The following is a 12,033-nucleotide window of genomic DNA, read 5'->3' as shown; positions in this document are numbered from 1 at the left end:
CTGCAACGACCATTGCGCATATCGCTGACAGCTGTCTAACATCCGGCCCATCGCCCGGTCAATGGTGGGAAACGCGGCGGGAAACCGCAGAAAACCGCAGGACATCGCCGACTCCGCCGGGAAGACCTCCGGGGCCGGCGGGCCGAGCACGGCCCGCCCGGACAAGCCCAGCGAAGGAGTGCACACGACCGTGACCACGACCCCGGACGGCAGCGGCACCCACGGCCCGGGCGGCACCCCCGCCCCGGCCGCCGATGTCGTCTGCCTCGGCGAGTCCATGGTCACCTTCCTGCCCGGCCGGCCCGGACGGCTCGCCGACGTCCCCTCCTTCGACCGCGCCATCGGCGGTGCGGAGTCCAACGTCGCCTGCATGCTCGCCGCCGCCGGCCACCGCACGAAGTGGATCAGCCGGGTCGGCGCCGACGGCTTCGGCGACCACCTCGTGGCGACCATCGCCGGCTACGGCGTCGACACCTCCGCGGTGCGCCGCGACCGCGACCGCCCCACCGGCATCTACTTCCGCACCGCCGGCGACCGCGCCACCGACGCCCACGAGGTCGCCTACTACCGCGCCGGTTCCGCGGCCTCCGCCATGTCCGTGACCACCCTGGACACCGGCGCCCTCCAGGAGGGCCGCATCCTGCACCTCTCCGGCATCACCGCGGCCCTGTCCACCGACTGCCTCGACCTGCTGCGCGCCCTGACCGCGCGCCGCCCCGGCCGCCGCCCCCTCGTCTCGTTCGACGTCAACCACCGGCCCGGCCTGTGGCGCGGCTCCCCCAAGCTCTCGGCTCCTCCCCCATCCTTTCCACCCTCGACTTCGTTCGAGCGGGGGCGCCCCCCTGAGCCGGGAGGTACCCCCATCGGTCCGGGGGTCCTGCTCGACCTCGCGCGCGGCGCCGACCTGGTGTTCGTCGGTGAGGACGAGGCCCGGGACGCCTGGGGCCTCAACGGCAGCCGGGCGATCCGCGCGGCCCTGCCCGAGCCGGAGGTCCTGGTGGTCAAGCGGGGCGCGGGAGGAGCCGTCGTCTTCCACGACGGGGGCCCGGGCGGTGCCACCGCCACCACGGTCCGCTCGCTCGACGTCGAGGTCGTGGCCGCCGTCGGCGCCGGTGACGCGTTCGCCGCCGGATTCCTCTCCGCCACCCTCCGCGGCCTGCCGCTGCGCGCCCGCGCCCGGTACGGCCACCTCTTCGCCGCCGCCGCCCTCACCGTCCCCGGCGACCTCGCGGCCCCGCCCGGCCGGGCCCTTGCCGACGGGCTGGCCGCGCTCGACGACGCCGCCTGGGGGAAACTGCACCTCGGCCCCGGCTGGACCGTCGCAGCCGACCGCAGGGCCGCCGAGGAGGTACCGAGCCCATGAGCCAGACCGTCGACCGCGCGCTCAGCATCCTGCCACTGCTCGCCGAAGGACCCGCCGACCTCGGCCAGGTCGCCGACCGGCTCGGCGTGCACAAGTCGACCGCCCTCCGGCTGCTGCGCACCCTCCACGAACACGGCCTGGTCCACCGGCAGGCCGACCAGCGCTACCGCCTCGGTGCCCGCCTCTTCGCGCTCGCCCAGGAGGCCGCCGAGAACCTCGACGTACGCGAGATCGCCCACCCGCACCTCGTCGAACTCAACGAGAAGTGCGGCCACACGGTCCACCTCGCCGTCCACGAGGAGAACGAGGTCCTCTACATCGACAAGGTCGAGAGCCGCTACCCGGTCCGGATGTACTCCCGGATCGGCAAGCCCGTCGCGATCACCGTCGCCGCGGTCGCCAAGCTGCTCCTCGCCGACCTTCCGGAAGCCGAGCGCCGCACCCTCGCCGCGACGCTCGACTACCCCCGCTACACGGCCCGTTCGACCCCCGACGCCACGGCCTTCCTCGCCGAACTGGCCAAGGTCCGCGAACAGGGCTGGGCCACCGACCTCGGTGGCCACGAGGAGTCCATCAACTGCGTGGCGGCTCCGGTCCGCGGCGCGGATGGACGCGCCGTCGCCGCCATGTCGGTCTCCGCACCGAACGTCGTCGTCTCCGCCGAGGAACTCCTCACCCTGCTCCCCCTGGTGCGCCGCACCGCCGACGCCATCAGCCGGGAGTACTCCGGCAGTCCACCGACCAAGGAAGCATGAGCATGAGCGAGAAGACCGCCCTCACCCCGGCCACCCACACCACCCCGCCCGCGAAGTTGTCCCACGGCGTGAAGAAGGGCAACATCCTCCAGGTCGCGGGCCAGGTCGGCTTCCTCCCCGCGGTCGCGGGCCAGGCCCCCACCCCGGCCGGCCCGACCCTGCGCGAGCAGACCCTGCAGACCTTCGCGAACGTCAAGGCGATCCTCGAAGAGGGCGGCGCCACCTGGGACGACGTGATGATGATGCGCGTCTACCTCACGGACACCGGCCACTTCGCCGAGATGAACGAGATCTACAACCAGTACTTCGAGGAGCAGGGCCTGACCCAGGCCCCGGCCGCCCGCACGACCGTCTACGTCGGTCTGCCCAAGGGCCTGCTCATCGAGATCGACGCCCTCGCCGTCCTGGGCTGAGCCGACCCGCTCAACTCCGTTTGTCCGTCCCGCCGTTCATAGGTCGCCACGGCACGGCGCCCCACCCGGGTACGCCGTGCCGCGATCCCCCCTGCCTCCCGAAAGACTCATGGAATTACGAGGTCCCCCCTCATGCCCCTGTCGCTCCTCGCCGCGGCCGCCCCCGCGCCGCCCCCCGCCCCACCCCACACCGGCGGCATCCTCCCGCTCCTCGGCGGCACCGCCGGACTGCTGACCGTCGCCGCGCTCGGCATCGTGCTGCTGCTCTTCCTGATCATCAAGGTCCGGCTCCAGCCGTTCGTGGCCCTCCTGGCGGTCTCGATAGCCGTCGGCCTCGGCGCCGGCCTCTCCGTCACCGAACTCTTCGGCACCGTCCAGAAGTCCGACGCCGTCTCGCTCATCGAGTCCGGCATGGGCGGCACCCTCGGCCACGTCGCGATCATCATCGGCCTCGGCACCATGCTCGGGGCGGTGCTCGAAGTCTCCGGCGGCGCCGAGGTGCTGGCCACCCGTCTGCTCCACCTCTTCGGCGAACGGCGGGCGCCGCTCGCCATGGGCCTGACCGGCCTGATCTTCGGCATCCCGGTCTTCTTCGACGTCGGCATCTTCGTCCTCGCACCGATCGTCTACGCGGCCGCCAAGCGCGGTGGCAGGTCGATCGTCCTCTACTGCATGCCGCTGCTCGCCGGCCTGTCCATGACGCACGCCTTCCTGCCCCCGCACCCGGGACCGGTGGCGGCGGCGGGCCTGCTCCACGTCGACCTCGGCTGGGTCATCCTCATGGGCATCGTCTGCGGCATCCCCGCCGTGCTCGCCGCCTGGGGCTGGGCCGCCTGGATCGGCCGGCGGATCTTCGTGCCCGTACCGCAGGACATGGTCGAGGCCGCACGGGAGGCGAAGGCCGCACTCACCGAGGAACAGCGGAAGGCCGGCGTCACGCCGACGGAGAAGCCGGTCCCGCTCGGCACCGTCTTCGCCATCATCGGCACCCCGCTGGTCCTGATCCTGCTCGCCACCTTCTCCTCGATCGCCCTCGGGCCCTCCACCGCCCGCTCGGTCATCGAGTTCGTCGGCCACCCCTTCGTCGCCCTGACCCTCGCGCTGCTGCTCGCGTACTACCTGCTCGGCGTCCGCCGCGGCTGGTCCCGCAAGTCCCTGGAGACGGTGTCCACCGCATCCCTGAAGCCGGTCGGCAACATCCTGCTGGTCGTCGGCGCGGGCGGGATCTTCGGCGCGGTCCTCAAGGGCAGCGGCATCGCCCAGGCCCTCTCCGACACCTTCAAGGGCATCGGCCTGCCGGTGATCGTCCTGGCGTACCTGATCTCCCTCGTCCTGCGCGTGGCCCAGGGCTCGGCGACCGTCGCCATCGTCACCACGGCCGGCATCGTCCGGCCGCTGATCGAGGCGGGCCACCACTCGCAGCCCTTCGCCGCACTCGTCATCATGGCGATCTCGGCGGGCTCGATCTTCGCCTCGCATGTGAACGACGGCGGTTTCTGGATGGTCAGCAAGTACTTCGGCATCACCGAACGCGACACGCTGAAGACCTGGACGGTGCTGGAATCCGTCCTGTCGGTCGCGGGGTTCGCGGTGGCGGCGCTGGTGAGCCTGCTGGTGTGAAGGGCACGGGCCGCCGCCTCCCGGCATCCCCGCAGCGCCGCGGCGGCCCGTGCCTTCCTCGTGTGTTCCGGCTCACCTGCCCTTGCAGTACTGCCCTTCCTTGCCGATCACGCGGTACACGCAGTCCGCGGTCTCCAGGAACTGGAGCACCGCCTCACGATTGCGTGCGGTCTCCTTCGCGATCACCGAGTCCTTCGGATAGAAACCGCCGTGGCCCGAGGACGGGTACATCTCGAAGGTGTACGCGAAGACCTTCTGGTCCCCCCACAGCCAGTCGTCGATGGCGCCGTCGGTGATGTAGAGCTCGCTGGACTGCTCCGGGGTGTAGCCGTTGGTGGCGGCCATCTTCTTGCCGAGCGTGGCGAAGGTGTCGTGCTCGTCCTGGGTCATGCCGGGGCCGGTGGGGTCGTTGGTGAACCCGAAGGGCCACAGGACGAGTTCGCTGTACGTGTGGAAGTCGATGGCGGCCTTGATCTGCTGCGTACCGCCGACGATGCGGCTGCGCACGAACTTCGAGACGACCTGCACCTCGGGGGCGGAGGCGGGGGAGGCCCCGCGGTAGGTCTCGTCGCCCGGGTCGTCCGAGGAGCCGTTGCAGCAGCCCCATTTGAAGTCCCAGTTGCGGTTGAGGTCGGTGCCGACCTCGCTGCTCCCGGCGTTGGGCTGCCGGTTCTTCCGCCAGCTGCGGAACGACCCGGAAGCGATGTCGTACTCGCCCCCGTCAGGGTTCAGGTCCGGCACGATCCAGATCTCACGGGAATCCAGGATCTTGGTGACCCGCGGATCCGAACCGTACTTCGAGGTCAGCTCGTTCAGCAGATAGAGGGCCATCTCCACGGTGAGGTGTCCCGGGCGTGCTGGTGGGCCGTGAAGAGGACCTCGGGTTCGTTCTCGTCCTTGGTGACGTTCTTGCTGAGCTTGAGGGCGAGGATGTCGCGGCCCTCGTGGGACTTGCCGATGACCTGCTTGGACAGGATCGCCGGGTACTTGGCGACGAGCGTGTCGATCTCCTTCGTGGCCTCGGCGTAGGTGTGGTAGCCGGTGTAGCCGGGCGGGAAATCCTTGACGCGGGCCCCCGGAGCAGCCGGCGTGGCCGGGTTGGCCGCCGGTAGGTCGGGCAACTGCCGCACCCGATAACCGAGTTGTCGAAGAGTGCCGGCCTGGGTCCGGTCGGCGGTGATGACGACGGACCGGGCGTGCACCTCGTCGATGCTGACACCGGTCGCCGCGAGCGCGGTACGGGCCGCCGGCGTGGCCGGCCCGGTCACCTCGTACTGATGGGGCTGCCGTTCGGGGTTCGTCCGGTCCGCGCCACCCGTCGCCGTGGCACCGGCGGCGGCCCCGGCCGGAGAGTCCAGGGCCTGTGCGGCGGTGATCGGGGCGGCGAGCGCGAGGGAGAGCAGCGCGGCGAGGACGGTCGACCGTCCGCCGCGTATCCGTGGTCGCATGCGGTCTCCTGTGGGGTGTGAGTCGAAGCGACGCCGCCAGTGTTTTGGGGTTGGCATGGGCGGGTCAAGGCGGGGGACGGCCAGATGTGGCGGGGGTGGAAGAGGTCGGGGCGGCTGCGGCGTCCGTCAACTTCCCATCGATTCCGGTGGATTGGTTGCCCCGGTGGGGCGTGGCACTGACAATGCGCACGACAAAACCGAGGGTTCGTGCGGGCTCTCGGTGACAGAGCTGAGAGGACCCCCACATGAACAGACCTCTCGTCGGCACCCTGGCCACGGCCGTGCTGGGAGCCGCAGCCCTGGTGGGCACCGTCCCGACGGCGCAGGCCGCGCCCGAGCGGGCGGCGTCGCACCACGGGCAGTACCGGACCAAGGCGGTCAACTTCGCCGGCACCGTGGCGCTGAGCAACTGCTCCGGCTCGGTGGTGCGGATGCCCACCTCGCAGGCGAACGACCCGGCCCTGGTGATGTCCAACGGCCACTGTCTGGAAAGCGGCATGCCCGGCGCGGGCGAGGTGATCGTCGACCAGCGGTCCAGCCGCAGCTTCACCCTGCTCGACAGGTCGGCGCGCGGCGTGGGCACCATCAGGGCCACCAAGGTCGCCTACGCGACGATGACCGACACCGACGTCACGATCTACCAGACCGGCTCCACGTACGCCCAGATCGAGCAGAAGTACGGGATCAAGCCGCTGGAACTGGCCACCGAGCACCCGGCCAAGGGTGCCGGGATCAGTGTGGTCTCCGGCTACTGGAAGAAGATCTACACCTGCAGCATCGACGGGTTCGTGCCCACCCTCAAGGAGGGCGACTGGACCTGGAAGGACTCGGTCCGTTACACCCCCGAGTGCAAGACCATAGGTGGCACGTCCGGTTCGCCGGTGGTCGACACCACGACGGGCAAGGTCGCGGCGATCAACAACACGGGCAATGAGGACGGCGAGAAGTGCACCGTCAACAACCCGTGCGAGGTCGACGAGAACGGCAACGTCACGGTGCACCAGGGCACCAACTACGCCGAGGAGACCTACGGGATCCCGAAGTGCTTCGGCGCCGGGAACAAGCTGGACCTGAGCGCGGCGGGCTGTGCGCTGCCGAAGCCGGCGGGCGTGCGGAAGTGATCTGCCGCAGGCACTGACGGAACGGAGCCGGATAACGGAACGGAGCGGAGCCAGGTCCCGGGCACGGCGTGCGCGGGACCTGGCAGTTCTTGCCGGTGGTCCTCCCTACGGGAGGCCGTGGACGTGGGCGCCCACCTGGTGGGCGAACTCGTTGCCGTTGGCGGCGTCCCAGTTGGTGGACCAGGTCATCGCGCCGCGCAGCCCCGGGTACTGCTTGGACGGCTTGAACGAGCCGCAGCCGGTGCCCTTGGTCAGGCAGTCGAGTGCGTTGTTGACGACGGACGGGGCGACATGGCCGCTGCCCGCCGCGCGGTCGGACGCCGGGACGCCGATGCCGACCTGCGACGGGTCCAGGCCGTTCTCGAGCTGGATGCAGGCGAGCGAGGTCAGGAAGTCCACCGAGCCCTGGGCGTAGACCTTGCCGTCACAGCCGTTCATGGAGCCGCTGTTGTAGTACTGCATGTTCACGGCGGTCAGGAAGTCCTTGATGCCGAGCGCCGTCTTGAAGTACTCGTTCTGCGGTGACTGCATGTCGACGGTCTGCGGGAGCCATGGTCACCACGACGTCGCCGTGTGCGGCGTGCACCGCCTTCAGGGCCTGGGTCAGGTAGGTCGCGTTGAGGCCGTTCTCCAGGTCGATGTCGACGCCGTCGAAGCCGTACTCGTCCATGAGCGTGCCGACCGAGTCGGCGAAGTTCTTGGCGGAGGCGTCGTCGTTGACCGAGATCGCCCCCTTTTCGCCGCCGACCGAGATGATCACGGACTTGCCGGCCGCCTGCTTGGCCTTGATGTCCGCCTTGAAGTCGTCGACGGAGCCGTAGCCGACGGCCGGGTCGAGGTGGAAGGTGACGGCCCCGGGCCGGTCGGCGGCGTCGGCGAACGAGACCGCGATGACGTCGTAGGCGTCGTCGACGTCCTTGAGTTTCTGCACCGTGGCGCCGTTGTTGAAGTTCTGCCAGTAGCCGGTGAGGGCGTGGGCGGGGACGGCGGCGGGGTGCGCCGCGGAGCGGGCGGCCGGGGCGGCGGCCGGGTGCCCCTCCGTGGCCCGGGCGGTGCCGGCGGCCACGAGGCCGGCCGAGCTCAGTACCGCGGCGGCCAGCCCGGCGAGCAGCCTCCTTGTGACCTTGCGTCCGTCCGGAAGTGACCGAGCCCGAACCGCATCTGATGGTGCACGAACCACGGATGCCTCCATGGGGGGAGTGGGGGGAATGTGAGGGGCGGTGCTGGTGTGAGCGCAGGGGCCCCTGTGCGTGCCGTACAACGTGGTCCAGACCAATGCTCATGTCAATACCCGTGCGTCAAGCGGGAGTTCGGGCCCCGGCCATGAGGTCATCACGGTGGTCCTCCGGATGGTCATGACGAGTAGCCCAGAACGTGTTCTCCGGGACGTATCTCTGTGGATAAAGTGCTGAGCGTATGGCGCCGATGGCGCAGAGCTGTGCCGATCCGCGGTCCCGGGACCCCCGGCGGCCGGAGGGAGTGGGGGAGCGACGTGCCGACCGCGATTGCAGTCACCAGCCCTGACCTCACGCTGCCTTCCCCCGTCGACCGGCGGACACCCGCCGCCGTCGTCCTGCCCGCCCCGCACCTGACGCCCCTGGACGACGCGCTGACGGAGACCAGCGCGGTGCTGGAACACCACGGCCATCTGGTCGTGCTGTACTCCTCCGCCTGCCCGCCCGAGCACGTCCGGCGGCTGCACACCCTCCGCGCCGTCCTGGAGAGCGACCGGATCGCCATCGTTCCGGTGTCCCTGCCGCCGCTGGGCGTCGCCCTGCTGGCCCGTCAGCTGCGGCAGTTGTCCCTGTACGACTTCAGCCCCGGCGTACTGGCCAGCGCGGCCCGGCTGCTGAGCCATTACATCCATGCCGGTGCCCTGCTGGGCAGCGTCACCGGGCTGGACCACATCGAGGTCGATCTGCGGGCCCATGTGAAGTCCTGGTTGCCGGGTGCCCACTTCGCCGTCCTGGCCCACCCCGCACCGCAGTTGGTGCACCTGGACCGGCACGCCACCGAGGCCGGGCTGCGGCCGCCCGGATTCGCCACCGAACTCGCCGTCGCCCGCGGCCAGCTCACCGCGGACTGGGTCACCGGCGCCCTCGCCCCGGCCTGGCAGGTGCAGGGCGCGTACGAGGTGCGGCTGCCCGCCGAGTCCGCGCGCTGGTGGGGCACCCAGAAGCTGATCGAATTCGCCGCGGGCATCCCCGACCCGGCGGTCCTCCGCCAACTGGTCGCGTCGGTACGGCGCGAGGAGTGCGGCTGGTGCGGGCTGGAAGTGCTGGGCGACCGGTGCGCGTTCTGCACGGCACCGCTGGCCAGGGACCGTTCGGCGCGCGGCGGCGGCCCGGCCGGGCGCGGCCCCGCGGCCATAGCCGGGCCGGAGGCGGGGACCGGAGCGGAGACGGCCGCCGGGACGGCGAACGCCCCGCACCCGGCGGCGGACCGGCTCCCGGCCCAGGGCCCCGGCCCGCAGTCGCTCCCGGCCCCCGGTCCGGCCGGCGAGGCGCCCGCGGCCCCGGGACCCACGGCGGAGGCGCCCGCGCCGCCGGCCCCCGCCCCCGACCCTTCCTGGGCCCCGTCCGCCCCGCCATCCGCCTCGCCGTCCTCCGTCCCGGCACCGCAGCCCGGTCCGCCGCCGTCCGCGCCCTGGGGTGAGCGGGGGTTGGCACCGGTGGCGCCGTCGGGCGTGCCCGGCGGGCCGGAGGTGACGGACGGATACGGTGGTGCGCCCGCCGGCCGGCGCGTACCGGGGCAGGTGGACGTCCGCGGGCCGGAGCTCCCGAACGGCGTCCCCGGGGCGGGAGTTCCGGGGAACCCTTACGGGTCCGGCCGCCCCGTCCCGGGCAACCCGTACGCGACCGACGTCCCCCGCACCGCCCCCGGCCGCCGGTACCTCCCCGGCCACCCCGATTTCGCCGGTGAACCGGACGCGCCGAACGTTCCCGGAATCCCCGGTGCCCCACGGACGGTGGCCCGCGCCCGCTGACCCCGGCCGATCCGGCCCCCCGAACCGGCCCGCAGAGCCGACCGACCCACCGACCCACCGACCCACCGGTCCGCCCCCGCCGATCCGACCGTCCCCCGTCCCGTCCGCGTCCCGTTCCCGCCCCACCCCCGTCCCGATCGAGGTCCCTCCCCCATGAACTCACGCCAGCGCCGCGGAGTGATCCTGCTGCTCCTGTCGGTTCTCTGTGCGGTCGGCGCGTTCGTCGGCGTGCTGTCGGTGATCAGGAACGTCGAGTCCAAGGTCGGTCCGGAGAAGACCGCGTACCGGCTGAAGACGGACGTCGCGGCCTATAAAGCGCTGGATCCGGGGCAGTTCGAGAAGGTGAAGATGCCGCAGCGCTGGCTGCCGCCCACCGCCGTGACCGATCTGGACCAGGTCAGCGGCAAGATCGCGGTGACCCCGCTGAAGAAGGGGTCGCTGCTCCAGGACGACATGATCGTCGAGCGGCCGGCGCTGAAGGCCGGGCAGCAGGAGATCGCCATCATGATCGACGCCGCGACCGGTGTGGCCGGCAAGATCACCCCCGGGGCCCGGGTGAACATCTACGCCACCTTCGAGGGCAAGCGCCCCGAGGACAAGCCGGTCTCCAAGGTGATCGTGTCCGGCGCCCAGGTCATCGACGTCGGCAAGCTGACGCCCCTGGAGGCCAAGGATCCCGGCGACACGAACGCGGCCAACCGGCAGGCCGGCGAGGCCGTGCCGATCACCTTCGCGCTCAACACCCAGGACGCCCAGCGGGTCGCGTACGCCGAGTCGTTCGCCTCCCACGTACGGCTGGCGCTGCTCGCGCCCGGCAGCGAGGCCACCATCCCGCCGAGCCAGCGCACGTACACCCTCGACGGCGACAAGTGACCCGGAGGCCCAGGTGACCATCCGCATCCTCCCGGCGATCGGCGACCCGGACGCCGCCCGCGCGGTGACCTCGCTGCTCAACCAGCTGCCGGACGCCGAACCGGCGCCCGCGGTCGCCGACGGCACCGCACTGCTCGACGCGCTGGCCGGGGCCGCGGCGCAGCCCGCCGTGGACACCGGCCCGGGCCCCGCCGTCGAGGCGCTGCCCGAGGTCGTCCTGGTCCACGAGCGGATCGGGCCGACACCGGCGCTGGAGCTGATCCGTGAGATCGCGCTCCGCTTCCCCGCCGTCGGCGTCGTACTGATCACCACCGACGCCGGGCCCGCGCTGTTCTCCGCGGCGATGGACGCCGGAGCCCGGGGCATCGTCGGACTGCCGCTCGGCTACGACGAGTTGGCCGCCCGGGTGCAGGCCGCCGCCCAGTGGGCCGCCGGCGTACGGGTGCACCTGGGGGGAAACCCGGAGGCCCGGCCCGGACCGGCCGGCCGGCTGGTGACCGTGACCGGCGCCAAGGGCGGGGTCGGCACCACCGTCGCCGCCGTCCAGCTGGCGCTGGCCGCCCGGGCCGCGGGCCGCAGCGTCGCGCTGGTGGACCTCGACCTGCAGTCCGGGGACGTGGCCTCCTACCTGGACGTCCAGTTCCGCCGCTCGGTCGTCGACCTGGCCGGCATCCAGGACCTGTCCGTACGGGTCCTCCAGGACGCGGTGCACGACCACCACACCGGCCTGGCGCTGCTGCTGGCGCCGGAGGAGGGCGAGCGAGGCGAGGAGGTCGACGACCGGGCCGCCCGGCAGATCCTCGGCGCGCTGCGCTCCCGCTACGAGGTCGTGGTGGTCGACTGCGGCTCCCAGATGCAGTCGGCGAACGCCGCGGCCGTCGAACTCGCCGACGTCGCCCTGCTGGTGACCACCCCGGACGTGGTGGCCGTACGGGCCGCCAAGCGGCAGGTGCGGCTGTGGGACCGGCTGCAGATCCGCAAGGCCGAGGACACCACCACGGTCGTCAACCGGCTCACCCGCAGCACCGAGATCCAGCCGCCGGTGGTCGCCAAGGCCACCGGCACCCGGACGGCCCGGGCGCACGTCCCGGCGGCGTACAAGGAACTCCAGCCGTGTGTGGACGCCGGCCGGATGCAGGACCTGGACGCCCGGTCGACGGTCAAGCAGGCGCTCTGGGCGCTCGCCGGTGAGCTGGGGCTGGTCGAGTCACCGGCCGCGCGGCAGGGCCGGGGCAGCCACCGGGCGCGCCCGTCGCTGACGGGGCGCAAGCGCAAGGCGCTCACGACGGGGGCGGCTTCCGGTTCCGGGACGGGTCCGGGTACGGCCTCCGGGGCCGCGTCGGGTTCGGTACCGGGGTCGGGCGCCGGACGGTTCGGGGTCCGGCGGGGGCCGGCGACGGCGGCCGGCGGGCCCGGGCCGTTCGACCCGGCCGGCCCGTACGAGGAGGGCTGAG

At 72.1% G+C, this 12,033-nt stretch carries 8 protein-coding genes and 2 pseudogenes; 8 read left to right on the top strand and 2 right to left on the bottom strand.

Features of this window, described 5'->3' with window-relative positions; translation table 11 throughout:
- Positions 1–277: 277 nt before the first annotated feature.
- From ACGF4C_RS12060 to ACGF4C_RS12045, 4 genes are all read left to right on the top strand, one after another.
- On the top strand, positions 278–1,363 hold the full coding sequence (locus ACGF4C_RS12060; RefSeq protein ID WP_393565860.1) for a sugar kinase: 1,086 nt from the start codon (positions 278–280) through the stop codon (positions 1,361–1,363).
- On the top strand, positions 1,360–2,118 hold the full coding sequence (locus ACGF4C_RS12055; protein WP_393565518.1) for an IclR family transcriptional regulator: 759 nt from the start codon (positions 1,360–1,362) through the stop codon (positions 2,116–2,118). The genes ACGF4C_RS12060 and ACGF4C_RS12055 overlap by 4 nt, the downstream gene beginning before the upstream one ends.
- Positions 2,119–2,120: 2 nt before the next feature.
- Positions 2,121–2,531: a RidA family protein gene (locus ACGF4C_RS12050; RefSeq protein WP_393565516.1), complete on the top strand. Its 411-nt coding sequence runs from the start codon at positions 2,121–2,123 to the stop codon at positions 2,529–2,531.
- A gap of 132 nt (positions 2,532–2,663) precedes the next feature.
- Positions 2,664–4,151 (top strand): GntP family permease, encoded by a 1,488-nt coding sequence (locus ACGF4C_RS12045; protein WP_393565514.1) that lies wholly within the window; start codon positions 2,664–2,666, stop codon positions 4,149–4,151.
- Positions 4,152–4,223: 72 nt separating this feature from the next.
- Here the strand turns inward: ACGF4C_RS12045 and ACGF4C_RS12040 are convergent.
- Positions 4,224–5,599 (bottom strand): annotated as a pseudogene (locus ACGF4C_RS12040) (M14 family metallopeptidase).
- A 245-nt stretch (positions 5,600–5,844) separates the two neighbouring features.
- On the opposite strand from ACGF4C_RS12040, the gene ACGF4C_RS12035 reads away from it, so the two are divergent.
- Positions 5,845–6,720, top strand: coding sequence for a serine protease (locus ACGF4C_RS12035; protein WP_393565513.1), 876 nt, complete (start codon positions 5,845–5,847; stop codon positions 6,718–6,720).
- A gap of 105 nt (positions 6,721–6,825) precedes the next feature.
- On the opposite strand, the pseudogene ACGF4C_RS12030 reads toward ACGF4C_RS12035, so the two are convergent.
- Positions 6,826–7,912: pseudogene (locus ACGF4C_RS12030) on the bottom strand (chitinase).
- Positions 7,913–8,212: 300 nt separating this feature from the next.
- Between ACGF4C_RS12030 and ACGF4C_RS12025 the strand changes: the two are divergent.
- The 3 genes from ACGF4C_RS12025 (at position 8,213) to ACGF4C_RS12015 (ending at position 12,032) form a co-directional block, all read left to right on the top strand.
- Positions 8,213–9,706, top strand: a complete 1,494-nt coding sequence (locus tag ACGF4C_RS12025) for a hypothetical protein (RefSeq protein ID WP_393565511.1) — start codon at positions 8,213–8,215, stop codon at positions 9,704–9,706.
- A gap of 153 nt (positions 9,707–9,859) precedes the next feature.
- Positions 9,860–10,579: a Flp pilus assembly protein CpaB gene (gene cpaB / locus ACGF4C_RS12020; RefSeq protein WP_393565509.1), complete on the top strand. Its 720-nt coding sequence runs from the start codon at positions 9,860–9,862 to the stop codon at positions 10,577–10,579.
- 13 nt (positions 10,580–10,592) lie between these two features.
- Entirely contained in the window at positions 10,593–12,032 is a 1,440-nt protein-coding gene (locus ACGF4C_RS12015) for a CpaE family protein (RefSeq protein ID WP_393565508.1), read from the top strand.
- The last annotated feature ends 1 nt before the right edge of the window (position 12,033 follow it).

This window comes from Streptomyces sp. NPDC048197, assembly GCF_043202395.1.
Classification (GTDB): Bacteria; Actinomycetota; Actinomycetes; order Streptomycetales; family Streptomycetaceae; genus Streptomyces; species Streptomyces siderophoricus.
The sequence above is the reverse complement of the archived record's forward strand: the minus strand, read 5'-3'. Positions and strand labels throughout refer to the sequence as shown.

Coding starts and splice junctions, on each gene's coding strand:
- cpaB (WP_393565509.1), top strand. CDS start 9,860: ATGAACTCACGCCAGCGCCGCGGAGTGATCCTGCTGCTCCTGTCGGTT.
- ACGF4C_RS12055 (WP_393565518.1), top strand. CDS start 1,360: ATGAGCCAGACCGTCGACCGCGCGCTCAGCATCCTGCCACTGCTCGCC.
- ACGF4C_RS12060 (WP_393565860.1), top strand. CDS start 278: ATGGTCACCTTCCTGCCCGGCCGGCCCGGACGGCTCGCCGACGTCCCC.
- ACGF4C_RS12035 (WP_393565513.1), top strand. CDS start 5,845: ATGAACAGACCTCTCGTCGGCACCCTGGCCACGGCCGTGCTGGGAGCC.
- ACGF4C_RS12050 (WP_393565516.1), top strand. CDS start 2,121: ATGAGCGAGAAGACCGCCCTCACCCCGGCCACCCACACCACCCCGCCC.
- ACGF4C_RS12045 (WP_393565514.1), top strand. CDS start 2,664: ATGCCCCTGTCGCTCCTCGCCGCGGCCGCCCCCGCGCCGCCCCCCGCC.